The organism is Myxococcales bacterium (genome assembly GCA_016703425.1).
GTDB lineage: Bacteria > Myxococcota_A > Polyangia > Polyangiales > Polyangiaceae > JADJCA01.
In genome coordinates, this window is record JADJCA010000011.1 from 32,425 (window position 1) to 57,457 (window position 25,033).

The 25,033-nt window shown below is 68.0% G+C and carries 24 protein-coding genes; 5 read left to right on the forward strand and 19 right to left on the reverse strand.

All coding sequences use genetic code 11. The features are described 5' to 3' along the window. Window positions 1–13: 13 nt before the first annotated feature. Window positions 14–448: a GatB/YqeY domain-containing protein gene (locus IPG50_20820; protein MBK6694628.1), complete on the reverse strand. Its 435-nt coding sequence runs from the start codon at window positions 446–448 to the stop codon at window positions 14–16. Window positions 449–488: 40 nt separating this feature from the next. Continuing rightward, complete coding sequence (locus tag IPG50_20825) at window positions 489–1,025, reverse strand: hypothetical protein (protein MBK6694629.1); 537 nt, start codon at window positions 1,023–1,025, stop codon at window positions 489–491. A gap of 441 nt (window positions 1,026–1,466) precedes the next feature. Between IPG50_20825 and IPG50_20830 the strand changes: the two genes are divergently transcribed. Further along, a complete protein-coding gene (locus tag IPG50_20830; GenBank protein MBK6694630.1) occupies window positions 1,467–2,705 on the forward strand; it encodes a DUF4388 domain-containing protein in 1,239 nt (412 codons plus the stop codon). 48 nt (window positions 2,706–2,753) lie between these two features. Here IPG50_20830 and IPG50_20835 read toward each other — a convergent pair whose 3' ends face one another. From IPG50_20835 to IPG50_20895, 13 genes are all read right to left on the reverse strand, one after another. After that, window positions 2,754–3,515: a 16S rRNA (uracil(1498)-N(3))-methyltransferase gene (locus IPG50_20835; GenBank protein MBK6694631.1), complete on the reverse strand. Its 762-nt coding sequence runs from the start codon at window positions 3,513–3,515 to the stop codon at window positions 2,754–2,756. A gap of 3 nt (window positions 3,516–3,518) precedes the next feature. Continuing rightward, window positions 3,519–4,079 (reverse strand): orotate phosphoribosyltransferase, encoded by a 561-nt coding sequence (gene pyrE / locus IPG50_20840; protein ID MBK6694632.1) that lies wholly within the window; start codon window positions 4,077–4,079, stop codon window positions 3,519–3,521. 1 nt (window position 4,080) lies between these two features. Further along, window positions 4,081–4,662 carry a polymer-forming cytoskeletal protein gene (locus IPG50_20845; protein MBK6694633.1) on the reverse strand — a complete coding sequence of 194 codons (582 nt, stop codon included), beginning with the start codon at window positions 4,660–4,662 and terminating at the stop codon, window positions 4,081–4,083. A gap of 45 nt (window positions 4,663–4,707) precedes the next feature. Further along, the gene (locus tag IPG50_20850; protein ID MBK6694634.1) at window positions 4,708–5,022 is read right to left on the reverse strand and encodes a polymer-forming cytoskeletal protein; all 315 of its coding nucleotides are present in this window, start codon (window positions 5,020–5,022) and stop codon (window positions 4,708–4,710) included. Between the two features lie 8 nt (window positions 5,023–5,030). After that, on the reverse strand, window positions 5,031–5,435 hold the full coding sequence (locus tag IPG50_20855) for a polymer-forming cytoskeletal protein (GenBank protein ID MBK6694635.1): 405 nt from the start codon (window positions 5,433–5,435) through the stop codon (window positions 5,031–5,033). Window positions 5,436–5,469: 34 nt separating this feature from the next. Beyond that, entirely contained in the window at window positions 5,470–6,969 is a 1,500-nt protein-coding gene (locus IPG50_20860) for a hypothetical protein (GenBank protein MBK6694636.1), read from the reverse strand. Window positions 6,970–7,041: 72 nt separating this feature from the next. Further along, the gene (locus tag IPG50_20865; GenBank protein MBK6694637.1) at window positions 7,042–8,958 is read right to left on the reverse strand and encodes a diguanylate cyclase; all 1,917 of its coding nucleotides are present in this window, start codon (window positions 8,956–8,958) and stop codon (window positions 7,042–7,044) included. Between the two features lie 80 nt (window positions 8,959–9,038). Continuing rightward, window positions 9,039–9,422, reverse strand: coding sequence for a thioredoxin family protein (locus IPG50_20870; protein MBK6694638.1), 384 nt, complete (start codon window positions 9,420–9,422; stop codon window positions 9,039–9,041). A gap of 260 nt (window positions 9,423–9,682) precedes the next feature. Then, entirely contained in the window at window positions 9,683–10,924 is a 1,242-nt protein-coding gene (locus IPG50_20875; protein MBK6694639.1) for a c-type cytochrome, read from the reverse strand. Window positions 10,925–10,933: 9 nt separating this feature from the next. Further along, complete coding sequence (locus IPG50_20880) at window positions 10,934–11,638, reverse strand: hypothetical protein (protein MBK6694640.1); 705 nt, start codon at window positions 11,636–11,638, stop codon at window positions 10,934–10,936. A gap of 217 nt (window positions 11,639–11,855) precedes the next feature. Beyond that, a complete protein-coding gene (locus tag IPG50_20885) occupies window positions 11,856–13,322 on the reverse strand; it encodes an ATP-binding protein (protein ID MBK6694641.1) in 1,467 nt (488 codons plus the stop codon). Between the two features lie 54 nt (window positions 13,323–13,376). Beyond that, window positions 13,377–14,138, reverse strand: coding sequence for an SGNH/GDSL hydrolase family protein (locus IPG50_20890; protein MBK6694642.1), 762 nt, complete (start codon window positions 14,136–14,138; stop codon window positions 13,377–13,379). 192 nt (window positions 14,139–14,330) lie between these two features. Continuing rightward, window positions 14,331–15,197 (reverse strand): LysR family transcriptional regulator, encoded by an 867-nt coding sequence (locus IPG50_20895; protein ID MBK6694643.1) that lies wholly within the window; start codon window positions 15,195–15,197, stop codon window positions 14,331–14,333. An 83-nt stretch (window positions 15,198–15,280) separates the two neighbouring features. On the opposite strand from IPG50_20895, the gene IPG50_20900 reads away from it, so the two are divergent. Both IPG50_20900 and hppD read left to right on the forward strand, forming a co-directional pair. After that, entirely contained in the window at window positions 15,281–16,423 is a 1,143-nt protein-coding gene (locus IPG50_20900) for a homogentisate 1,2-dioxygenase (protein MBK6694644.1), read from the forward strand. A gap of 11 nt (window positions 16,424–16,434) precedes the next feature. Then, window positions 16,435–17,508, forward strand: a complete 1,074-nt coding sequence (hppD, locus tag IPG50_20905; GenBank protein ID MBK6694645.1) for a 4-hydroxyphenylpyruvate dioxygenase — start codon at window positions 16,435–16,437, stop codon at window positions 17,506–17,508. A 69-nt stretch (window positions 17,509–17,577) separates the two neighbouring features. Here hppD and IPG50_20910 read toward each other — a convergent pair whose 3' ends face one another. From IPG50_20910 to IPG50_20925, 4 genes are all read right to left on the reverse strand, one after another. After that, a complete protein-coding gene (locus IPG50_20910) occupies window positions 17,578–18,102 on the reverse strand; it encodes a hypothetical protein (protein ID MBK6694646.1) in 525 nt (174 codons plus the stop codon). 118 nt (window positions 18,103–18,220) lie between these two features. After that, complete coding sequence (locus IPG50_20915) at window positions 18,221–18,892, reverse strand: hypothetical protein (protein MBK6694647.1); 672 nt, start codon at window positions 18,890–18,892, stop codon at window positions 18,221–18,223. Between the two features lie 47 nt (window positions 18,893–18,939). Next, window positions 18,940–20,760, reverse strand: coding sequence for an NAD(P)/FAD-dependent oxidoreductase (locus IPG50_20920; GenBank protein ID MBK6694648.1), 1,821 nt, complete (start codon window positions 20,758–20,760; stop codon window positions 18,940–18,942). Between the two features lie 72 nt (window positions 20,761–20,832). Beyond that, window positions 20,833–22,866: a response regulator gene (locus IPG50_20925; GenBank protein MBK6694649.1), complete on the reverse strand. Its 2,034-nt coding sequence runs from the start codon at window positions 22,864–22,866 to the stop codon at window positions 20,833–20,835. 86 nt (window positions 22,867–22,952) lie between these two features. On the opposite strand from IPG50_20925, the gene IPG50_20930 reads away from it, so the two are divergent. Together IPG50_20930 and IPG50_20935 are read left to right on the forward strand one after the other, a co-directional pair. Beyond that, the gene (locus IPG50_20930) at window positions 22,953–23,156 is read left to right on the forward strand and encodes a TIGR04563 family protein (GenBank protein MBK6694650.1); all 204 of its coding nucleotides are present in this window, start codon (window positions 22,953–22,955) and stop codon (window positions 23,154–23,156) included. 95 nt (window positions 23,157–23,251) lie between these two features. Then, the gene (locus tag IPG50_20935) at window positions 23,252–24,988 is read left to right on the forward strand and encodes a sulfatase-like hydrolase/transferase (protein ID MBK6694651.1); all 1,737 of its coding nucleotides are present in this window, start codon (window positions 23,252–23,254) and stop codon (window positions 24,986–24,988) included. The last annotated feature ends 45 nt before the right edge of the window (window positions 24,989–25,033 follow it).

Below are 25,033 nucleotides of genomic sequence, written 5' to 3' on the forward strand. Positions count from 1 at the left end.
TCGCGAAAGCGGCCTAGGCCCGGAGCAGCTTGACGGCCTGGGAGACGTCGCTCCCGGGCACCGTGAGACCGAGCCCCTTGAGGGCTTTGACGGCAACGCCGGTCGCTTGACCATCGCTCGGCGCGGCGCGAATGGCGTCGCGCGACGCGGAGAGCTTCTCCACGATCTCGTCGACGGACAGCCCCTTGGGCAGCAGGGACTGCAACGTCGTGAGCTCAAGGGCGAGCGTCGCCTTGGTAGCCTCGTCGACGGTGAGCGCCCGCGTCTCTTCGATCGACTTCACGAGCTTGCGAACCACTTGAGCCGCATCGTCATCGGAGATGTCACGACCGGCGCGCGCGCCCGCCGTCTGGATCTCACCGAGCGCGACGCGCAGCACTTCCTTCTCGACGTCGCGTCGCTCTTTCATGGCCAGCGTGATGCGCTTCTTGAGCTCCTCGAGGATCATGGGGGGAGCGTAGAGCGAATTTCACGTCGGCACGAGCCGCTCACTTGAAGTTGATGACCCAATACGCCGGCACGCCGGGCGTCTTCGACACGATCTCGGCCAAGTAGGGCCCCCCGGGCACCGGCTGCGTCAACGTGACGTTGACGGCTCCCGTCCAGGCGAGCCCGAAGGCCGCGCGTGAAATTTGGATGAGGTCCTTCGCGTCGGCGCCGGCGAGCACGCCGCAGCGGATGTTGTTGAGCTCGTTGGGCGTCACGTCGTTGGGCTCGACCTCGAGCTCGCCGCCGACGGGACACGGCACGGGGCCCGCGTCGACGATCGGAAGAGGCGCCGCGGCATCCAGCACCACCGTGGTTCCAGCGTCGGAACCAGGATCGAGGGGAGGAAGCGCCATGACGGCGGCGTCGCTCGACGACGAAAACGAGGGCGCCGCGTCGGCGGCGGTCGCAGCGGCGCTGTTCTCGGCGACGGGTGGGGCGTCGGCCGAGCTGCAGCCGAAGGCTGTCGCGCCGAGGACGACAGGCAGGGCGCGCACAAGGAGGGCTCGGACGAATTGGTAGCGAAGGGGGTTCTTCATGGCTCGCCCCATCTCTGCCGGTTCCGTGCCGGGAAAAATCCACGGCAATTGGCGAAGCGGGGCGCTGAAAAGTCGTCACCCGGGAAGGACGCGAGGATCGACCCACGTTCAGCTCGGGTGTGGGTGTCGACGGCGCCCGGCCCCCCGAGAACCACTTCGCCTTGCATGTAGCCGCGGCAAACTGCGGGCAGTTTCAGGAAGACCGGGGTGCAACGGCTTGCTGGATGCGGCAGGCCGTGCAAGGAGGCGACGCTTCGGACTTTCCTAGGAAAGTCATGCGGAAGGCCATTGCGCCTCGCAAGTGGATTGGCCGGTGACCGCGCACCGGTTCAGCGTGGGTGCTCGAAACACGGCGAAATCAGGACGTCGGTGGCGAGTGACCGCCGTTGGTATGTGGCGTGCTCCACCGAAAGGCACGCTGACACAGCGGATGGGGGATTGATGACGGCAACGAACTCGGGATTCCAAGCCAGTCGACGGACGCCAGCGGGACCTGCGACCGAGTTGCGCGGCGCGCTGCGCCGGCTGGTCCCCTCCGCTTGGTCGGAGCGCGATCTCCCGGTGCGTCTTGCGGGCGAGATTCACGTAGCGGGCGGCCTTTGCGACATCGTCGCGCTGCTCGCGCAATCGGGCCGCAGCGGAACCCTCGTGGTCGCGTCAAGCGAGACCATTCGAGCCGTCGTCTTCGAGACCGGCGAGCTCGTCGGGGCGGCCACCACGGCGGCTCACGAACGCATCGGCGACATGCTCTACCGCAGCGGTGAGGTGGCCCGCGACGACATCGAAGAAGCGACCATGCTCGCGGCGCTCGACGGTCGACGCATCGGCGAAGTCCTGGTCGCCTTGGGCCGCGTCGAGGTCGCCACCCTCGAGCAGCTCCTCGGGCGCCAAGCGGAAGAGATTTTCTACGCGGCGCTCCGCGTCGAGGACGGCGTCTTCTGTTTCGTCGAAGAGCGACTGGACATCGCGCTCATCGCGCCGGAACGCCCGTCGTTGCAGTCGCTCTTGATGGAAGGCGCTCGTCGCATGGACGAGATGCTGGTGTTCCGGCGGCGCGTGGGTTCGTCGAGGCACATTCCTCAGCGACTCAACGCCGTGACACTCGACGGCGGCGGCGCCAAGCTCGACGACCCCCTGCGGACGCTGCTCGACCTTTGCGACGGCGTGCGGTGCATCGCCGACATCGGCCGCGAGGTTGGCCTCCTCGAGTTCGAGGTGACGCAAGCGTTCTACCAACTGGGCACGCAAGGACATGTCGAGTTCATGGGCCCGCGGGCGAACTCGACGGCCGACATCATCACGACCTACAACGAGGTCCTCGTTGAGGTGCATCGCCTCTGCGATCGCGTGCGCCGCGGCGACGACGTAAGGCGCGCGCTGGAGCGGTACGTGTCGCGAAGCGCCGAGCTCAGCGCCCTGCTCGAGGACGTGCTCCCTCACGACGACGGCTCCGTCGACGTCGGCCGAATCCTTCGCAACCTAGGCGCTGGGCGGCGCGATTCGCTCGTGAAACGCGCGCTCGGTGGCTACGCCGATTTCGCGGTATTTCACGCCGGGTCGCTCTTGCCGCCGGCCCTGGCCGCCGAACTCCCGGGCATCGTGACTCGTCTCCTCGAGCCGCTGACGCTCGCGCCAACGTCGAGCCGAAGCTCGGCGAGCCTCGCCGCCGCCGCCGGCTGACACGCACGCAACGGCGGCCGACGGCGCAGGCGCGCGCGGGCCAACCGCTCAGATCCGGAGATCGCCAAGCCGGTGCTGAAGGACCGCGAGGCCGGCGAACACGGCGGTCTCGGCGCGCAAGACACGCGAGCCGAGCGCCAGCGTCACCACGTTCCGCGACGCCAAGAGCGCCCGCTCCGCGTCGCTGAAGCCACCCTCCGGCCCAACGACGAGAACGTAGTCGCCCGGCGCCGGCGTCGGTTCGAAGGTGGCGAGCGGCGCTTCGCCGAGCGGCCGGTCGTCGAGCACGTACCGGGTCTGCGCCTCCCGAAAGAAGGCCTCGTCGACGAGCCGCGCGAGGGGGGCCGCCTTCAGCACCTCGGGAACGCTCGAGCGTCGCGACTGTTTGGCCGCCTTCTTGGCCTGTCCCGGCCAGGCCCAGGGCTTCTCGTGATCGAGATCTGCCGGCTTGACGCTTCGCTCCGTGAAGGCCGGCGCGACGCGCACGCAACCGAGCTCGGTGGCCTTCTGCGTGACTTGGATCATTCGTTGGCGGCCCAAGATCGCGCAGACGAGCGTGATCCGGGCCGGCGACTCCGGCGACTGAGACATCCTCTCGTAGGCGAGGGCGCGGGCCGACTCGGGCCCCAGGTCTTTGAGGCTGGCGCGAAAGAAGGCCCCCTGGCCGTCCTTGCCGGTGAAGGCCTCCTTCACGTTCACCTCGCGGAACGAAAAGCCCCGCACGACGACCGCATCGAGGGAGAACTCTTGCTCCAGGGCGAGCGTCTCGTGCACCGCGATGGGCGCGAAGGGAGGCGGAAGCGAGGGCACGGCTCAGTCCTCGCGCACGTCGGCTTTCGTGTAGATCGCATGCACCTGCAAGCCGGCGGCGACGAGCGCCTCGCGCCCGCCTTCGAGCCGGTCGACGAGCACCACGACGTGTTCGACGACGAAGCCGGCTTCGCGCAAGGTGGCGAGGGCCTTCAAGGTCGAGCCCCCCGTGGTGATCACGTCTTCGAGGAGCGCCACGGACGCACCGGGCTTGAGGCGCGTTCCGCCCTCGATGAGGCGGCGACTGCCATGATCCTTGGCTTCCTTCCGCACGTAGAGCGCGTCGAGCGGGACGGATGCGAGGGCGCTCGTCACGGCGACGGCGCTGGCGAGCGGGCAGCCGCCGAGCTCGACGCCGGCCACGGCGGAGACGAGCGGCCTGCGCGACGCGCCCAGGAGCGGCTCGAGCATGAGCTCACCGACGAGGCGATGGCCCTCGGCGGTGAGGACCGTCTGCTTGCAGTCGATGAAAAAGTCGCTCTCCTTGCCCGACGCGAGGAGCACGCGGCCCTTTTTGTAGGAGAGCTCGCGGAGCAGAGCGAGGAGCCGCTCGCGGGGGCCCACGTCAGCCGCCTGCGCGCTTCTTGAGGGCGCCCTTCGCGCCCTTCTTCAGCACCGGCACGACGGGAGCCGGCGCTTTGCGCGGAGGCGGCGGTGCCTTGACGGGAGCCGGCGCTTGCCGCGCCACAGTCGCAGGCGGTGCGCCTCGCGCCGCCTTGTTCACGTCGCGGGTCGTTTCCCGGGCCGCTGGCGCACGCGGCGCTTCGACGCGACGGGGTTCGACCTTGGCGGCCGCTCGAGGGGCCGCGCGCGACGCCGAGGAGCGAGCGCCGGCCTCGGTAGCGACGTGCCCGCGGACGAGCGCGCCGGCGGCGATGGCCACACGCGGCGCGCGCAGATCACCAACAACCCGCGCGCCAGCCTCAAGGACGACGGCGTCGATGCCAACGAGATCGCCTTTGACGGCGCCGCGCACGACGAGGCGACGAGCGCGGACATTGGAGCCGACGAGCCCGCTCTCGCCGACGGTGACGTCACCATCGACCTCGACGTCGTCTTCGACGTGACCGTTGATCTCGAGGTCGCCCTCGCCCGTGACGCGACCAACAACCTTCGATCCCTGGCCGATGACGGTGACCGTTGCCATCTCGTATCCTTCCGGTGTTCGCGCGCGGTGTTCGAGCGGCAGCGCTCAGACGTCCATGTCGACGTTGCCCTTGAACTGGGCGCCGTCTGCGATGGTGATGCGAGTGGCCCTGACGTTGCCCACGACCTTGGCGCCCGATTGGAGGTCGACACGGTCGGTGGAGGAGACGTTGCCGGTCACGGCGCCTGCGATGCTCATGGCACCGCCCGCGATGTCGGCCTCGACGACCCCGCCCTGTTCGACGACCACGCCGTCTTTGGCCGTGAGCTTGCCGCGCACGGTCCCTTGAATCACCACGTCGTCGTCCGTGGTGAGGTCGCCGTCGATGGTGATGCCTGCGCCGATGACCGTGCTTGCCATGATCTACCTCACGAACGACGCCGGGGTCGCTCGGCTGAGCCGCCGCCCAATTCCGGCGGCAGGGTGAAGTCGTTGTCGATACGTCCGTCGAACTCTGCGCCTTCGTCGAGCACAAGGGCTCCGCCGGAGACGTCGCCGCGGGCCGCCGCTCCGGCCGCCACGTGCACACGGCCCGTGACGCGCATCTCGCCAGTCAGGGTGCCGGCGACGGCGATGGAGTCGGCCTCGATGACGTCGGCGGCCACGTTGCCGCCCCGCTCGATCGAAAGCTCACCGCGCAACGACACGTTGCCTTCGAGTTCACCGGCAACGACGAGGTTGCCCTCGCCGCTCACGCGGCCGCGGACCTTCGCCGTGGGGCCGATACGTCCCTCGGTCGCTGCACTCGTGCTACGGGTTTTTCCCTGCGCCATCGCTTCATGCTCGTACTACGGGTCGCGCCCGATGTCACGAGGCGTCCCGCTCCCAGACGACCCAGCGGTCACCGCGCCACTTGAGGTGGAACGTCCCCGCCGGCGGCCGGAACCCTTCACCGCGGGTGAGCACGTAGTCGTAATAGGGAAAGAGCTCACCGCGTGCGGGGACCATTTCAGGCGTCCACTCCCAGCGGCTTCGCGCAGGCCCGCCGGGCGGCGGATATTTGCCCGGCTTGTAGTCGAACGGCCAATGCAAGTAGCCCGCGTAGGAGAACTGCACGATGCCGCCCTTGTGCAGCTGGTAGTACGAGCCGAAGTGAAGGAACGGGGCCCAGTTGGTCACGTTCGAGCCGCGATCAAAGATCAGCGCAGCGACCCTCTTGCGCGGCTCCATGACGCCGATGGCCTGGTCGATGTCACCGACCTCCTCGAGCTGAAATTTCATGAAGTGGCGACACGTGTTCACCGTCGATGCGACGCCAAGCGCCGCCATCGCGAAGGTGGCCAAGTGCCCACGCAGGCCGATGGGCATCCGCAAGAGCGGTATCGCCGTGAGCAGGAAGAGGATGGGGAACCGCTGCGCGATGAGCCAGATGTAATCGTGGCCTTCGCCCATCGTGAAGTAGAGGACGACGCACGCGAGCGGCAGGAGCACGTAGGCCCGACTGCGGTCGCTCGAGCCGTCGCGATCGCCTTGGGCGAGCCCCACGACGAAGACCGCGACCATCGCCGTCGCGATGAGGATGGCCTCGTCGGTCGTGTCTTTGAAGACGTCGGTGAGCCACTGAAAGACGCCCGGCAACGCTTGGTTGAGCGGCGCGATGCCGTCTTCCGGGCCCGGCCGCAAGGCTCCGCGCGTCAACTTGCCGGCGTCGGTGAAGAGCGTCCACCGAGCGAGCGCGAGGAGAGCGGGCACCGTCGGCAGGCCGGCGCGAATCCACTCACGAGGCCTCGTCCAGGGAAAGAGCGCGGCGAAGCCGAGCCCGAAGATCCCGAAGGGAAAGACGTGGGAGTAGAAGAGCGCGAAGCTGATGGCGGCGAGCAAGAGGCCACGGCGAAGGGTCGGCGCTTCGAACCAGCGGACGGCGGTCGCGAGGCCCCAGAACATGAGCGGGATGCCGAGGAGGAACGGCAGGAGCCCGAACATGAACATCACGTTCACGAGGAGGGGCACCGCGAGGAGCGCCGCCCGGCCGTCTTTGCCGAAGGCGCGCATCAGCTCGCGAATGGCGAGCGGCGTGCCTCCCAAGTACGCGCTCATGAGCAGGACGTTGGCGGGCACAACGCCCACGAAGGTCGAGAGGACGCTCGCGAGCAGGTAGTAAAAGACGTATTGCGTCCGGCCGAGCGTCAGAACGAGGTCGCCGAAGCCGTAGACCGGGTTTCCGATGTCGTGGATGACGCGGATCGTCGCGAGGTGAAACGGGACGTCTTGGATCGGCGGATACTTAACGATCCACGCGGGGGCCGACGCGACGACGGCCACGAGCAAGAAGAAGAGCGTCTCGCGTTTCGGAAGAGTGAAGCGCATGGCGACGTTTGGCGGACCGCGCCGGCCCGCCGGGCACGCAACGTACACCATCCCCGAAACGCGGATATGCGTCTATCGCGTGCGGAGCCGCGTGCCCAACGACGAGGCGGTCCGCGGGTACCTCGAGCTGTGAGGTCCATGGCTTAGGCGGACCGTGCTCGGCGGTTGGCTGGGGTTCCCCGGAACGGCGGCGTCGGCGACCGCCGAGCGCACGCGTTCGATGACGTCGAAGAGCCGCTCGGGAGCGATGCCCAACGACTTGAGCGTGGCTTCGTCCGCGGCCGTCGGGCCATCCACCTGCTCGAGCACGGCAACGAGGACGTCGGCGCCCATGACGAGTCGCGAAGGAATCGTGGGAGGCACGGCGCCATGGTGGAACGAACAGGCCTCGATGATCTCCGGCGAAAGGCGCCACGCGCGAGCGACCTCCGCGCCGGCGCGCTGGTGATGGCGCGCCACGAGCTCGTGGGCGAGGTCCGGGTGTTCGACGGCGTAGGGCATCTGCGCGAGGAGCCGATAGATGCGCGACTCGCCGATGTCGTGGAGCAAGCCGCAGAGGTAGGCGCTGTCGCAAGCGACGCGCAGCTCGTGTGTCAGGAGTCGCGCGGCGATGGCGGCGCGAACGCTGCGCTCGAAGGAACGGGCAACTTCCGCCCGGAACACGGGGAAGTCTTGTGCGCTTCGTTCGTAGGCGACTTGCAGGAGGAGGTCGCGCGAGGTGGCGAGACCGATACGCACCAGCGCGACCTGCGTCGAGACGGGCTTCATGCCACGCGAATAGAGCGCCGAGCCGGCGACGGCGATGAACCGCGCCGCGAGGGCCGGGTCGCGCTCCACGAGCCGTGCGATGCGACCGATGTCGGTGCGAGGATCCTCAGCGAGCCGCAACGCCTCCTCGGCGGCCTCCGGCAAGACCGGCAGACCGGCGCGCCCCGTCGCGAGCTCGCGAAGGAGACTCGCTTCGAGCGCCACGCGCCCGTCGCTCGCGGGCCCAAGGGAGACGCTCGGCATCCGTAGCGACACGTGACCAGCGCGGCTGAAGAGGGGCCGCGCGCTCTGGACGCGATTCTTTCCTGCGCGTTTCGCCTCGTAGAGGGCAGCGTCGGCGCGCTGGCAGAGCGCTTCCACGCTCATGTCCGGGGCACGCGGATCGAAAGACGCTAGTCCGAAGCTGGCGGTCACGGGCCGCGCTCCCAGTTCGTGGAGCCGCACCGCCTCGACGCGCTTGCGGCATCGTTCGGCCACGGCCTCGGCTTCGCTGCTTCGCGCCGCGGGAAGCACCACAACAAACTCCTCGCCACCCCAGCGACCGACGAGGCCTTCGGCGTCACCACCGAGCGCCTCGGCGACGGCGCACAGCACGTGATCGCCGACGTCATGGCCGAAGCAGTCGTTGACCTGCTTGAAGTCATCGACGTCGACGAAGACCACGGAGAACGCGGCGCCGCGCGACCACGCCTCCTCAAGCGCCGCGTCGATGCTCCGGCGGTTGGGGAGGTTGGTTAGCGGATCGACCGACGCTTCACGCCGCAAGGTGTCGCGCTCGGCGCGGAGCCGACGCAAGCGATCGCGATCGCGCTTGTGGCGCAGTTGAACGCGCACGCGCGCCTGGAACTCGGCGACGCGCTCGCGCACCGAAACGAAGTCGTCAGCGCCGCAGAGCAAGCCTCGCGTGACCGTGTCTTCGTCGAAGGCACCCTCCGCGACGATCATGATGGGCAGTTCGCGAGCGGCTTCCGTTGCCCGTAGCTCGGCGCATAGCGCGAGGCCTCCGTGGGGCACGGCCACGTCGATGAGCACCAAGTCGGGCACAAACTCCGAGACCACCTCCGACAGTCGCGAGGTCGTCAAATGAACCCGAAGCTCGCACCCGCTGGCGGCCAACGCGGAGATCACGTCCCGGCTTAGACCCGAGGCACCTTCGAAGAAGAGCACCCGCGGGTTCTGCTCCTCCGCGGGGGCGAGACTCTGCGCAGGGAGCGAGGGCATGGCCACGTTCTGGTGAACGGCCAACGGAGCGCGATCTTGACCCCGGCGAGGATGCGCGGACCGATGAGGCCTCGCTGGCGTTATTTCCGGGCCGCCTCGACGAGCGGAGCCAAGACGCGGGCCAAGTCCCGGGAAGAGGCCGTCTTGGGCAGCTTCACGTCGACCTTCCACTCACTCGCGCGTCCGTCGCCGCGGGGCACCGAGAAGGCCGGGATGAACTTCGAGGTGTAGCCCAACGAGTCGAGGCGCTCGCCGTGCACGTCGGCGTCGAAGGCAACGAGGGTCACACCTGCGAGCACGTCGTCGAGCTCGCCGTTGGCAACGGCCGCCTTCAACGTCCGACATGGCGGGCACCACGAGGCGCCTACTTCCACGATGACGGCTCGTCCTTCGCGCTTGGCGCGCGCCGTTGCGGCGCGGAGAAACGTGGCCACCTCCGCATCCGCCGGCGCCTCGATCCTCACGGGGCGCGGATCGACCGCGGGCGTCGTCGTGGTCGTGGTCGAGGTCGGGGTCGGGGTCGGGGTGACTAGGGTCCTAGCGGACCCGTCGACATGCCTTTCCTCCGTCCCTTCGGGACTCCGTCCAGTCATGTTCGGGGTCGGGGTCGAGCCGCTCACGACCGGTGACGACGCGTTGGCGGTCGTGGGCGCCCCATCCCTCGCGCACGCCGCGCAGCACGCGCACGCGCATGCCAGACGCGCGAGCGTCCGAACGAGTCCGGTCATCGCGGTCGCCCCTGCGCCATCCAGCTCTCGACGAGCTGAATGTCTTCGGCGCCGAGCGGCGGAAGACCAAGGGGCATGCCTCGCACCTCGCCAGTGTTTTGCCCCGCTTCTTCGCCGTGACGAGCCACGAGCGATGCCACGAGGCGGGGCAAGCCATCTTTCGTGGCGACCGCGAGGCTCTTTCGCTTGCCGGGCTCCGTCTTGGTGGGCGGCACTTCGAAGAAGCCCGCCATCACGCCTTGGTAGCTCGAGAGGTCAACGCCGCGCGCGAGGAAGCCGAAGCCGCCGGAGTTGCCAGGGCCGCCGTCGCCGATGGCAAAGTCCGGCTCCGAGTGACAGTGCCAGCAGGTCCGGTGAAAGACCTTGGCGTTGACCTCATCGAACCGCACAGGCCGCGAGAGCACCGGCAGACGCGCGAACGCCGAGGCCGTCACCGGTGCGAGAGGAGCCGTGAGCAGGACCGTCGTGAGCGCCGCCACCTCGTCTTCCGTCAGAGGGATGTCCGGCATCGTCGTCACCTTCACCGCCGAAGGCTTGCGGAGCCACGCCGCCAACGTTGATGGCGCGAGTCGATCGCGCGCGTAGCGAAGGTCCGGCGCTAGCACCATGGCCGGAGCGAGCTTCTCGGGCGAAACGGTGACCGTGAGCGGGCCAACGGTCAAAGGCGGCCCGCCCGTGAAGCGGTGACACGTCATGCATCCCTTGCTCGTGAGCAGCTGCTTGCCCTTCTCGGCATCGCCTTTCGCCACGGGGGCCGCCGACGGGGCCGCGCCCTGCGCCTTGAGGTACGCCGTGAGATCCCTCGCCTCGTCGGGCGAGATGCCCAAGCGCGGCATCGTCATCACGAGTCCCGGGCGCACATCGTGCGGCTTCAGGAGAAACGCTTCCAGCCAGTCGCTTCGAAGACGGCTCGCTGCGGCGAGCGTCGGTGTGTAGCGGAGGTCTTTCACGATCGGCTGCCACTTCGCGATGGCCTCGGGCGCCGCCTCGATACGCCCTTGCATGATGTTCTCGTGGCAACCGACGCAGTCCTTCTCGGGCTTCACCGTCACGTGCGCGGCTTCCGCGAACGTGTGGCAGCGGGCGCACTCGAAGCGCACTGCGAGCTCGGCGCCGCGTGCGGCGTTGCCGGTCGGGGTGTCGGGGACGACGGGAAACGTCTCTCGCCGACAGCCCGCGACCAGCGCGGACAAGGCGACCCCCGCGGCGAGAGCGCCGCAGACGAGTTTCTCTCGCATCGGGCGCGACTAAGCGCGACCTTTGAGGTCCGCTGCGACTGGCGCGTCTTTCGCTTTGGCCGGAACGGCGAGCGGCGCCGCCGTCTTCGGCTGGCAGATGGCCGGCGTCGACGTCATGCCTTCGCAGCGCTTGACGGCGTCGGCGCTCTTCTGCGCTTCGCCGGCTTCCGACTGGAGGCGCGAGAGCGCCGCGTAAGCGTGGGGGCTGCCGATGAGATCGTCTTGCGCGAGCTTGGCGAGGAGCGTGAGGGCCTCTTTTTGTCCGCCCGGCAGCTTGCTGAGGGCCTCGCCGAGGTCCGCCTGCAGCGACGCGTCGCCGGGGCGGCTCACGTTCATCTTGCGAAGCACGGCGACGGACCACTCGAGGTTGGCCTTTTGTCGCTGCGCGGGCGCGCCCGTCGCGACACCGAAGGCGCCGTCGCTGCGCGTCGACGCAAGGGCGACGATGCGAAGCGCACGGTTCTCGAGCGGCGCCACCTCGGCCTTGTCGGACATGCCCTTCAACGCGGGAAACTTCTTGAGCATCGTGGCGGTGGCCACGGCGAACTTCCCAGCGTCAAGCGACTGCTCCGCCTGCGCGACGAGTCGCGGTGTGTCGTCCTTTTTCTCCGGCTCTTCCATGGCGCGCATGCAGGCGCTCGCGTCAGCGACCATGAACGTCATCGCGAGGGTCATCGAGAGCGCCGACGCAAACACAACCTTGCCGAGCTTCATGCCGCTTCCTCCACCTTCCACCAACGACCCACCAGACAAACGCCGCGCCCCGAGGTTCCCATTCCGGCGCGCGTCATCGTCAGACGCAGCTCGCGGAAGATCGATCCATGGAACCCCACTTTGGCCCGATTCGTGGGTCTTCCTTGCGTGGGGCCGTAACGGAAATACCCGTGCCAATCGCGGGGCGGGTCCCGGCGACACTCAAGCGCTTGCAACGCTACGGAATGTCGGAGGCTTCGGCCCGCTGCTCACGCGGGGTGTCGGCGCGCGCTGGCCACATCACCTCACCTCGAACGGGGACGCGAACCACGAAGGTGGCGCCGCCGCCGGGGGTGGGCTCGTAGTGGACGGTGCCATGATGCACCTCCGACACACGACGAACCACTGCGAGGCCAAGCCCCACGCCGGTGGGGCGGGTCGTAAAGAACGGGACGAAGAGCTGCTCGACGTCTTTGAGCGGCACGCCTTCGCCGTCGTCGGAGACGCTGAGCCGCAACGTTCGGTCCCCCTCGGCGAGCGCGTGCAACTGGACCCGCGTGCGCCGCCCGCGGGCTTGCAGCGCGTTGGCGACCAAGTTCACGACGGCTTGCCGCAAGAGATCGGCGTCGCAGCTCACGGTGTGCACCTCGGCGGCGACCTCGAGCTCGACCTCCGAGGGATCGCACTTCGCCTCGGTGCAGGCGGCCTGCACCGCCGAAAGAAGCAGCGGCTCAAGCGCCGTCTCGACGAAGGCCGCGGTGCGCGGGCGCGCGAAGTCCAAGAGCTCGGTCACGAGTCGATTGAGTCGCTGCGCCTCTTCCTCGACGATCCCAAAGAGCACCTGGGACGCGTCCGTGAGGCGCTCTTTTTTCTTGAGCGATGCGAGCGCGTTGAAAATGACGGCCAGCGGATTTCTGACCTCGTGGGCGACGACGGCTGAGAGCTCGCCGATGGCCGCGAGCCGCTCTCGTGCCACGAGCTCGCGCTGCGTTTCAGCGAGTCTGGCGGTGGACTCGTCCAGTGCTCGGGCGTTGGCAACGAACCGCGCCGTGACCGTCGAGCCGACGGCCATGACGACGATCATGAAGCCGAGCTCGAGGAGATTTGGCAGGCTCCAAGGGAAGGCCGTGGCGATCGCATCGTTGATGCCGAAGAGCGAGAGCACACCGAGGCCGAGCGCGTGGGCCGCCGCGTCCGCGTCACCCCGACGGAAGCGGCGCGCGTAGCCGAAGGACACGCCGGCCGACAGGGCGCAGAAATAGAGCAACAAGATGCCGCCGACGGGCGTAACGGCTGCGTCGCGGTAAACGACGCCAAGCCAGTGCACGGGTCGCTCGTGAACGATCGAATCGAGGGCAAGACCGGGCACCAGGCCAACCGCGGAGGCCACCATCGCGGCGTAAGAGAGGCCACGTTCCACGTTCGTCGGGCGCCGCTTGGCTCCGGCCACGAAGTAGCGGAGCCATGCGGCGACGAAGAGCCCTGCAAGGGCCAAGGTCGCGTGGCTGTACAGACGGATGACCGCGACGTTCGTCGTGAGGGTCGCTGGCAGTGAGACCAGCGAATAGAGCGCGCTTAGGAGTGCCGCGTAGGCGAAATAGCGGAGCTCTCGCCACGTGGAGCCGCGCGAGATGCGAGCGCCCAGGAGCGCGGCGACGAGCGCGAGCGCGGCGTTGGTGACAGAGAGGGTCGCCGGAATGGTCACAACAGCGGAATGCTACCCCCCACTGCGCGCGCGCGCACCGGCATCGGCCGGCCGTCATTCGCCAGCTTCGGCCATTCGCGCAACGAGGAACGCCATCACCGCATCGGCCCAGACCTCGCCCCCCTTGTTGGTCGGGTGAATGCGGTCGGCCATCCGTTCCAAGTCGAGTCCGCTCGAATCGAAGAACGCGCAGGGCGCCACGCTCTTTCGAAGGACGTCGATGAACCCCACCTTGTCGGGCTGCCAAAGCGGCGGCCCGATCCAGATGCAGCGCCGCCTAGGGTTGGTTGAGACGCCGACCTTCTTGACGACCCGCTTGATGGCCGGGATGAGGTACTCGGGCGCGGGGCTCGTGGCGTTGTTGGCGCCGAGCGTCAGAAGGACCAGGTCGGGGTGGGTCTTCTTGAGCCCAAGGTCGAGGTCGGTGCCCTTCTCGAAGCTCTGGATGCCGGCGCTCGTGACGGGAATCGAGAAGAACTTGGCGCCATCGGCTTCGAAGCGGCGTCCGAGGGCGCGCGTCAGGCCGAACTTGAAGCCCACCATCGAGTCCCCAATGTGCAAGACGCGCCGGTAGCTGTGAAGCACCGCGGCGCCATCGACCAAGCTCGCGGCGTCCGCGATTGCCGCATCTTCGGTCGCCGCGTCGAACGGCCCGCCGGGAGCCGCGGCTCGCGCGTCGCGCCCCGCGTCGGCGGCATCGCCCGACGCCGAGTCCGAAGGCGCCGAAGCCGCGTCGGTGCTTGGCCCAGCGCGCTGGGAGCAAGCCGGTCCGCACACGGTCAAGACGATGGGCAGGGCCCAAGCCGCACGAGCCATTCCGCCCATCACGGCTACCACGGCGCGGCGGGGAGACCTACTTCCCTGCAACACCTTTCCGCGGCTCTCGACTCGTCAACTCCCGCTAGTGTGGTGAATCAGAGATTCACCACACGTCGAACAAGGACAGGAACCGAGTGCACCTGTGACTTTGGCCGACGAATTCGGCGAGCGAACTTCTGACTCAGGACACTAGGCACGTAGCTCCTCCACGAACCTCGTCGCGGCCCGGCCAAGCTTACGTCCCTCGCGGAAGTAGAGCCGCGGCTTGAAGGTGTGGGCCTCGCGCCAGCGAATCTCGCGAAAGACCCCGCGCGAGAGCTCGGCCTTCACCATGTGCTCAGGCATCCAACCGAAGCCCACGCCCGTCATCAGGGCGACCTTCTTGGCGGCGAAGTCCGAGAGCCGAACGCGCGTCCGCTGTTCGAGGCCGGCCGTCGGCAAAGCGAGGCGCGGGTCGGAGCCACGCACCGTCAGGAGGACGTGCGCGGCGAGCTCCTCTGCCGTTGGACGCGCGCCCAATCGGACGAGCGCGTGGCCGCGGTGGGCCACGAGCCGCGCACGAATCGGCGGAAGCTCCACGCTCCGGAGCCCCGACGTGGTGGGCGGCAAGACGGCAATCATGAGGTCGGCGTTCGACTCGACGAAGACGCGTTCCACGCCAGAGAGGAAGTCGGCGTCTACGTCGACGCGCGTCGGCGCGCCGTCTTTGAGCAGCGACGCGACGACGCCGAGGAGCGGCTCGACCGAGCAGATGCCGTCGAAGACGACGTGCAGCGACGGCTCCCAGCCGGTCTTCATCTCGTGGCACGAGCGCATGAGTTCGTCTTCCAGTGCGAGGAGCCGTCGGCAGTGCTCGAGGACGCGCGCGCCTTGGCTCGTGGGCTTGGTGCGATAGCCGGTGCGGTCGAGCAGCTCGAGGCCCGTCTGCTCCTCGAGGAGGCGCATGGCGTACACGATGGCGGTGTGCCGTTTGCGTAGCGCCGCCGCCGCCTTCACGAAGGTGCCATGGGTCGCCAGGGCGTCGAAGGCGCGGGCCTGCTCCAGGGTGACGTGCATACCGTCACATTGTCTCTTTTTCTGACATTGTGTGACGTTTTTTGAACTTTCTACGGAGAGCTCGCCTCGCTACGAACGTCGTCATGGACGTCCCCTACGTACGCGGCAAGGTTGCGCTTCAGGCCCACGTCGGTCTCCCGGAAGGGAGCGTCGAGGAGGAGTACGCACGAAACGGCTTCTTCGGCCGCTACGCGCACCTCTATCGAAAACACGCGCCGGTGGGCTGGACGCGCATCGAAGGGCCGCTCAAGCCGCGCCTCTACGACCTCTCGGAAGGTCCGAACCGCGGCGAGCCGGCGGCGGTCGCTGCTTCGCAGAGCGGTGACCTCGTGGGCGCCCGTGTCACGATCCTGGAGAACGCCGACGTCCGCGTTCAGCTCGCGACGCTGGAGGCGCCGACGCCGTATTTCTTCCGCAACGCCGACGCCGACGATCTCTTCTTCGTCCACGCGGGCGCCGGCCGTCTCGAGACGGACTTCGGGCCCCTCACCTACCAGAAGGGCGACTACCTCCTCGTTCCGCGAGGCACCGCGTACCGCTTCGCGCCGACGAGCAAGACGGCGCTCTTGGCCGTGGAGTCGATGGGCGAGCTTGCCGTGCCGGATCGGGGCATGCTCGGTCAGCACGCGCTCTTCGACCCGGCCGTGCTCGTCGTGCCGACGCCCGGTGAAGGCACAGCGCTCGCCGCCGTAAACGGTGAATACGAGCTCCGCATCCAGCGCTGCGGCGAGCTCACGCGGGTCTTCTACCCCTTCTCACCCATCGAGACGGTCGGCTGGAAGGGCACGCTCGCGCCCATGAAGCTCGCCGTGAACGACATCCGGCCCGTCAGCTCCGATCGGTACCACCTGCCGCCGAGCGCGCACACGACGTTCCTCGCGCCGGCCGTCGTCGTTTGCACCTTCGCGCCGCGCCCGCTCGAGAACGGCGATCCAACGGCGCTGAAGGTCCCCTTCTTTCACTCGAACATCGACTTCGACGAGGTGCTCTTCTACCACGCAGGCGAGTTCTTCAGCCGCGCCGGCGTAGGCGCTGGGATGATGACCTTCCACCCGCAAGGCATTCATCACGGCCCGCAGGCGAAGGCCGAGGCGCGGTCGAAGACGGCCACGGCGACGAGCGAGATCGCGATCATGATCGACACGAAAAGGCCGCTCTTTCCGTCGAAGACGGCGGGCGCCTTCGAGGTCGAGAACTACTGGAAGAGCTGGCAGGAATCGAAATGAACTCCACGACCATGAACACGAAGAACCCCTGCGGCGTTCGCGGCATCGCGTACATCGAGTTCTGCTCGCCCGAGCCCGACGCGATCCACCGGTTGCTGCTGGACTTCGGCTTCTCGCGGACGATGCGGCACCAAGCGAAGGCCATCGACCTCTACGAGCAGCATGGCATCACGTTCCTCCTGAACCGCGAGCCTCGGAGCTTCGGCGCGGCCTTCGCGAGCCAACACGGCCCGTCGATCTGTTCGATGGGTTGGCTCGTCGACGATCCGGTGCGTGCCCTCGGCACCGCGAAGGAGCGGGGCGCTCGCCCCATGATGGAGAGCGATCTCAGCGAGACGCGGGGAGCCCACGCCGGCGCGGGGATTCCGTCGGTCTACGGCATCGGCGATAGCCTGATCACGTTCGTGGGGAGCACCACGAGCGCCCCCAAGGACATCGGCCGCACCCTCGGCTTCGTCGCGCTCGACAAGCCGGACCGCGTCGCCGACAAGGGATTTCTGACCATCGACCACCTGACGAACAACGTCGCGAAGGGCACGATGGGGCGCTGGGCCAGCTTCTACAAAGACGTCTTTGGCTTCACCGAGGTGAGGTACTTCGACATTCGCGGCGTCAAGACGGGGCTCACGTCGTATGCGCTCCGCTCCCCCTGCGGCACCTTCGCGATCCCCATCAACGAAGCCGACGAAGCGAAGAGCCAGATCAACGAATACCTGGAGGAGTACAAGGGCCCCGGGATCCAGCACGTGGCCTTCTTGACGTCCGACATCCTCGCGTCACTGCGAGGCCTCGACGGCACTGCGCTGGAGTTCCTCGATATCGACGACGAGTACTACCGGGGCGTCTTCGACCGCGTGCCTAACGTGAAGGAAGACCGCGCCGAGCTCCAGAAGCGCAACGTCCTCGTCGACGGCGACGCCGACGGCTACCTGCTCCAGATCTTCACCAAGAACATCGTGGGCCCCATCTTCGTGGAGCTGATCCAGCGGCAGAACCACCTGTCCTTCGGCGAGGGCAACTTCACCGCGCTCTTCCGATCGATCGAGCGGGATCAGGCGAAGCGCGGCGTCTTCGAAGGGGCGTAGGCACCGAAGACTAGGAGGGTTGGCGACTTCGGTGTGTCGTTGGTGCGAGCTTGCGCAATGTCGGCCTCGTCAATCCGGCGGCGGCGGCAGGCCGTAGAGCGCACCGACGCCACCCGAGTCCTTGACGAGGATCCCACCGTCGTCGATGCCACTGTCGAGCGCCGGCAGGCCATAGAGCGGCTGCACGTTGGCGTCGTGACCGCCGCCGTCGAGGGCGCCGGCGTCGGGCGGAGGTGGCAAGCCGTAGAGCGCGACCACACCACCGTCGTCTTTCGGACCGGAGTCCTTGAGAAGCCCCGCGTCGGATGCGCCACCCCCATCCGCGGTGCCGCCACCGCCACCGTCGGAGCTTCCGCCGTTGCCGGCGTCGCCTGTGCCACCGTCGCCGATCGTGCCGTCGCCGGACGTGCCGCCGCACGCGGCCACCGTGAGGGCCGCCGCGAACGTGAACGTCGCCCACCGGTCGAGTCGCTTGGTCGACCCCGGCACCGCACGGGCTCCGAAGCCTGCGGGGACGGCGTTTTGACAGAAGGGGCACGCGTCGTGATGCGTGCCGATGTGGCGCTGGCACTGGGGACAGGGGACGAGCGTCATGAACACCTCGGAGCCCTAGGATGATGCAGCAGCGGCCCGTCGTCCAAGGGGGTTCTTCGGGGCCCTGATTTTGGCCCTGAAGCCTGGCCACGAGCGGCCACGCGCCGCGCCTCGAGCGTCAGTTCAGCTTGGTGAGCTCGCAGCCGTAAAACGCGGCGCCTACATCGCCGGTCATCTGCACCGACTGGTTCACGCGGTCAGACTTGAACGTGTAGAGGTAGTGGCCGTCTTCGCCGCTCAGCGACTGCGTCGCCTCACCGCGCTTGACCTTGACCGTGAGCGGCCCGCCCCAAACCACCTGGAATCTACAATCAAGCAGGTAGAGCTTGTCCTTCTCGGAGGGAAACTCGACGGTCACTTGATACTTGCCGTTGGGAGGATTCGTCATCGAGTAGGCGCCGTCGGGCATGACGCTCGAAGGCGAGACGAACATGAGCGGACCGGCGTACCCGATCTTCATGCCACCGGTGTGCAGCGGAGCGGCGGGCGTCACCTTCATTTGCGGCGGCGGCGGGGGCGCCGCGAGGGCGGCGATGTTCATCACCTTGAGCGCCTTGTTGAGAAACTCCACCTTCTTGAGCGGCGCGAGCGGCGGGCTCGCCGGCTTCGGCGGGGGCATCTCGGCAGACACGTAGGGCGCGGCGCTCATGCTCGGAGACGACGGTCCAGCGGGGAGCGGCCCGCGCGCGTCGACGGGCTTCAGCACGGGACCGTCGGCTGAAACCGCGGCGGCGGCGAGGAACGTGGAGAGAGCGGCGGCGCAGGCGACGGAGACGGCGCGTTTCGGCATCGTCGTGGTTTAGCCACCTCGCGCGGGCGGGGCAAGGCTCGGCCGCCTCAGGCCTCGCGAACGCTCGCGAGCGACCCGCCCGGCGCACTCCAGAGGCGCGCCGCCTCCGCCTCAATGGCCTCTTGGAGCGCGGGGTCGACGCCCGCCGGAAAGAGAGCGTGGGGCGCGCGGCCCGACACGTCCTTGTCGAGGCGAATGCCCTCGAGCGGCGCGCCGGGGAACGTTCGCAGGAGGTCTTTGGTCATGCGCTGCTCGACGCGCGTGAGGAGCTTCGCGTACGTGGCGTCGTCGAGCGACTTCATGAGCGCGACGGTGGGAAAGTCGATGGCCTTGAGCACCGCGTCGCGGTCGGCGACGTCTTCGCCGGTGACGCGCGCCAAGATGCTCGCGAAGGTGCTCCCGTAACACTTCTGGACCTGCGCCTTGCGGAACTCCTTGTCCATGGGGCCGAACAAGTGCTTCTCGAACTGGCTCACGCCCCAGATGCCGTCGGCGAAATGGCCGCGATTTTGCCCGAAATATTCGCCCTTTTCGCGAAGGTGCTCGGCCATGGCCCGGAGCTGCGTGGCCATGTTGGCCTGCGCTTCGAGAACGCGATCGGCGAGCCTCAGGTCATCGGCCACCCAGTCGACGTCGCGGAGCTTGTCGCTCAGGAACGGCCAGACCATGACGTTGTAGTAGTTGTTGAAGTCGAGCAGGAACTTGAGCCGGAAGACCTCGTAGCAGCCGAAGATCGGGTAGAGCTTCGCGTAGAGGCTGAGCGTCAGCTCGTACTTGAACTTGTAGTAGGCGTTGTAGGTCTGGATCTTCTTCTCGAAGACTGCCGTGTCGCCGGCGAGCTCCGACTCGATCATCGAGACGATGAACTCGTTGGCCGTCGCGATGAAATCCGAGCCCGGGCTGTAGAACGGATCGACGAAGGCGCCGGCCTCGCCGGTCAGCGCCCAGCGATCCTTCGAGAAGTATTGCTCGGTGTAATACGGCAGGTGCGCGTAAGCCTGAAAGTCGACGAACTCGGCGCCTTGCATCAGGTCGCGTGACGACCGGTGCGAGTTCAAGAACGCCTCGAAGGCCTCCTTCTTCCGGATCGTGTCGCCGATGCGCTCCTTGTCATAGACCGCACCGACGCTCATCACGTCACCGGCCAGCGGGATGAACCAGATCCAGTAGCCGTCGTACATCATGTGGTTCGTCGACAGATGGCGCGACGTCCATCGCACGCGGCCACGCCACGCGGGGTCCGTTGATGCGGCGTCGAGGCCGGCCACGTTCTTGTATCGCCCCCAGGCGGCGGCCGTTTGCAGGCGCATCTCCTTGTGCACCTTCATGCCCAAGCTTCGCGGAATCACGTGGCGGCGCCCCGTGGCGTCGACGACCCAGCGAGCCGTGACTTCAAACTTCTCACCGCCCTGCTCAAAGACGACGGTGTGCGCGCTCGTCGCGTCGATGGTCACGCCTTGGACCTTGGCGCCGAGCCGAAAATCGACCCCGACGGCGCGGTTCAGCGGCACGAGATCGCGCTCGAGGGCGGCCCGATCGAGCTGGAAGCTCGGAACGTGTGGAAAGCGCGTGGAGCCGATTTCGCTCATCTCCGGAAGCGGCAGGTCCTTTGCTTCCGTGTCGAAGAAGAAGCGCAGCCCGTTTTTCGGCAGTTGATGCTGGTAGAGGTACGACGACAGCCCGAGGCGACGAATCATGTAATTCGCAGCCACCTCGACGGTGGACTCGCCGACCTTGAAGTCGTCGATGACCTCCTTGGCCTCGAGGCAAAGAACCGAGAGCTCAGGACGAACGAGCTTCAGGTGGCGCGCGAGAAACGCTCCGGCGATTCCACCGCCCAACACGACCACGTCGAATGACTGTGACATGCGGGCACCATAGCGCGCCGATGGCCTGTCGTCAGTCGTGCCCCGCGAGGTTTCGAAGGCGTGGGTCCCCCATCACCGGTCGAGGAGAAACCGCACCCTGCGCAGGAGCTCGTCGGCCCGGAAGGGCTTCGCTAGGAACGCCGCTCGATCGTCGACGAGCATGGTCTCGCGCTCGGCGCCCTCCGGGGCGTAGCCCGACACGAACAAGACGCGCAGCTCCGCTCGTGCCGCCATAAGCCGGCGCGCCAGCTCCACGCCGCCCATCTTGGGCATCACCAGGTCGGTCACGAGCAGCGACACGGTCCGCTTGCCGCTCTCCACGAGGTCGAGCGCTTCAAGCGGGTCGGCGGCCGCGATGACGCGATAGCCAGCGTCGGCGAGCACCTCCGCCACAGCGTTGCGAAGCTCGACCTCATCCTCCACGAGCAGGAGCGTCTCGGTGCCGTGCTCCGACTTCGCCGGCGAGAGCTCCTTCGTCGAGACAAGGTCGGCGTCGCCCGACTCGAGGGGAAAGTACACGCGAAACGAGGTGCCCGCGCCCGGTGCGCTGTCGACGACGATGCCTCCATCACATTGCTGCACGACCCCGTAAACGGTCGCCAGGCCGAGCCCCGTCCCTTTGCCCTCGGGCTTCGTCGTGAAGAACGGGTCGAACATCTTGCTCTGCGTCTCGTCGTCAATGCCGGAGCCGGTGTCGGCGACCGTCAAGAGCGCGTAGCTGCGGGGCCGCAAGTCGCCGGAGAGCGTGCGCATTGGCGCCTCGAGGCGGACCTGCCCCGTCGCCAGCGTCAAGGTGCCACCGCTTGGCATCGCGTCGCGCGCGTTGACGACGAGGTTCATGACCACCTGTTCGATCTGACCGCGATCGGCGCGAATGGTCGTCGCCTCGCCTCCGCTTGGCGCGACGAGCGACAGCTCCACGTCGGCACCGATGAGCGGCACGAGCGTCGCCGCCAGATCGCGGACGACCGCCGTGAGGTCGATGCGGTCGCGTCCCAAGACCTGCCCACGGCTAAAGGCGAGGAGCTGGGCCGTGAGGGCCGTAGCCCGTTCGCCGGCTTTGCGCATCTCCGCGAGGTCGACGAAGGCCGCGTCGCCCTTGGGCACGTGGGCCGCGAGGCGCCGCTCGAGCAGCGTCGCGCGCGTCATGAGGATCGCCAGGAGGTTGTTGAAGTCGTGGGCGATCCCGCCAGAGAGGCGTCCGAGGGCCTCGAGCTTGTGGGCCTGCCGCAGCTGCTTTGCGATCTTCTCCCTCTCGAGCATCTGCCGCCGCAGGAGCGAATTGGCGCGCACCAGCTCGGCGGTGCGCTCGTCGACGCGACGCTCGAGCTCGGCCTGCGAACGACGCAGCTCCTCCTCAACGCGCTTGCGAGAGAAGAAGTCCGGGATCTCGGGCGGCGCCGTGGCCGAAGGCGCGGGACGCGACGCCATGAAGCGGCGCGTGTGGTCCTCGATGCGATGGGGCGGGGCCATGATGAAGCGGCACGCCTCGTCGCCGCGGGCCCGGCAGAGGACCTCGACGGCAACGAGCACGCGATCGAACGCCGCCTCGCACCACCCCGACGAGTAGCCGGCGTTCATGATGCAGACGGGGAAGGTCTTGTGCCGTTGGGCCGGCGGCGACTCGGCGTCCCTCCGCGTCAGCCAGGCGTCCGCCTCGAACGAATAGGGATGGTCGTAGAGCAAGAAGAAGTCGTCGCCAGCGCTGGGATTCGAGTCGGGGTGGATGTCGACGAAGGCCCAACCGGCGTGCGCGAAATGCACGGGCCCGGCGCTCAAGCGCTCCAACGGATCGTCGACGCCCATTTTTCGCGCAAAGTCTGCCGCGTCGGACCGCCCGAGCGCGTGGGCTAAATCGAAGAGGATGTTGCGCGAAAACGAGCTGGCCTCGGCTTCGCGACCCGGGCCGTAAAGATCCTCGACGAGGCCGAAAAACTCGACGGAGAGCGACGACGCCCGAATCAAGACATAACGCTCGCCGGCGATCTCAAGCTTGCCTTGCGACGGGTCGAAGAGGCGCTGCCGAAAGTAGGCCGAAACGAGCGCTTCGGCCTTCTCGAACGCCCCCGTCATGGGGGTCGGCACGCGCACCGTCCGAAGCGTCATGGATGGCGATGATCGACCGCGTGAGGCCCTTGTGCAAGCGAACCCCCTTGAACTCTTGGCGGATTGTGCAACAAACTCCGTCAATCATGAGCGATGCGGCCCCCAAGACGACGGACAAGCGAAAGCAGAGCCTCTACTTCCCCGCCGAGATGCTCTCGGAGATGCAGGGTGAGGCGCACCGCCTGAGCCGCTCGCTCTCGTGGGTCGTCCAGCGAGCGTGGAAGGTCGCGCGCAAAGACATCCGCACGATGCCCGGCACCACGACGCCCGAACGCGCCGACGGCACCTGACGAATCACTCGGCCTCTCCCGAGCGGCGCACCGCCGCGCGCGCGCTGCGCCTTTGGCTGGCGCGCGTCGCTCTCGTCCTCTTCGTTCTGCAGTTCGTGGCCCTCGAGCTCGCCGTTCGCGGCGGCGGCGTCACGGGCGCGCGACGCTTCGTCGCGGCCCTCGCGAGCGTCCTCTTTTGCGGAGCCGTGCTGACGCTCGCCCGCGCCAAGTGGCGCGCCGCGGTCGGCGCCACCTTTGGACTCATCGCCGTCACGCAGGGAACGTTCGCCTACTTCTGGCACACGTTCCTCGACCGTCAGGTGGCCGAGAGCGCCGTCTACCACGGAGCCGACGTGCGAGCCGTCCTCGGCGCCATGGCCCTTCGGGTCGTGAGCCTGGGCGCCACCGGCGCGCTCCTAGGCGGCGCGCTCGCGGTGATCGCAGGGCCGCTCCCGCTGGCGGCGCGAGCGCCGGTCCGCGCTTCCGCGGCGTGCGCGCTCCTCTTGCTGCTCGCCGCGGGGCCACCGCTCCGCGCGGCGACGCCCGAGGTGGCGACGCTCGACGCGGTGGCGTTCGTGGCCACGCGCAGCGCGCGGAGCAGCGCGCGCGTCGAGAGCCGCGCGGCCGTTCCGGCGGTGGAGGTGCCCGCGGGGCGGGCCTTGCCGAACGTCGTGTTCGTGCTCACCGAGAGCGTGCGTGCCGATGATGGCTGCGCCGCGCCGAACGCGCCGTGTCCCACGATGCCGCGTGTTCATGGGCTCATGCGCGATCGAATTCCGCTCCTGGGCATGCGCGCCGTGAGCAGCTACACCGCCGTGTCGCTCTCGGCGCTCCTGACGGGACGCACGCAAGAGGGACCTCGCGAGAGCATTGCCACCGCGCCCACGCTGTTCGATTTGGTGCGCGCCACCACGCGGAGCGAGCAGCGGCCCTACGTGGCCTTCTGGTCTGCGCAGATGGCTTCGGTCTTCGAGCGCGCCGAGGTGGCGCGTTCGGTGGACTCCTTCGTGAGCGTCGAGACCCTCGTGGGGCGCGCCATCGAGGACGAGGACGAGGTCGTGGACCGCGGCGTCGACGCGCTCCTGGCGAACCACGTCGAGAAGGCCATCGCCGCCCTGCCCGAGCCGTTCTTCTTGTTCCTCCAATTGGCCGGCACGCACGCGCCCTACTACGTCGACGAGGCTCGCGCGCCGTTCGTTCCCTGGTCGCGCACCGTGTCGTGGTCGAAGCTCCCGGAGCTGCGAAGCGCGTACAAGAACGCCATCGTGGCGCAAGACGCGTCGGTGGCGCGAATGCTAGAGCGCATCTTCGACAGGAACGGCAAGGCGCCGCTCGTCGTCCTCTTCACGAGCGACCATGGCGAGGCCTTCGGCGAACACGGCGCCATCCACCACGGTCAAAACGTCTACGACGAGCAGCTCCACGTCCCCGCGTGGATCGCGTCGCGCAACGGCGCTCTCTCCGGCACCGCGCTCGGGCACCTTGCGGCGCGGCGCGACCGCACGGCGACGCACCTGGATCTCTTGCCAACGGTCCTCGACGTCTACGGCACGTGGCAGAGCTTTGGGCTTCGTGAATTTACGCGCCGGCTGCCGGGGCGTTCGCTCCTCGATGCGCCGGCGCCCTTCGCGCCGGTGCCGATCACGAACTGCACGACGATGTTTCCCTGTCCGCTTCACACGTGGGGCGTCCTCGGGGAGAGCGCGCTCTTGGGGGCGCAAGCGTGGGACGCCGACTGGCACTGCCTCCCGCTCGAAGGAGCCAACGAGCCGAAGGCGGCGGCGTGCGAGGCGTTGCGGCGCGCCTCGATGACGTTCTTTGCGAAAAAGCCCAACGGCGCGCCCAACTATTGAGCGACGGTCGGGCTAGAAGGCGTGAGAAGCTGGGGCAGCCCGCGG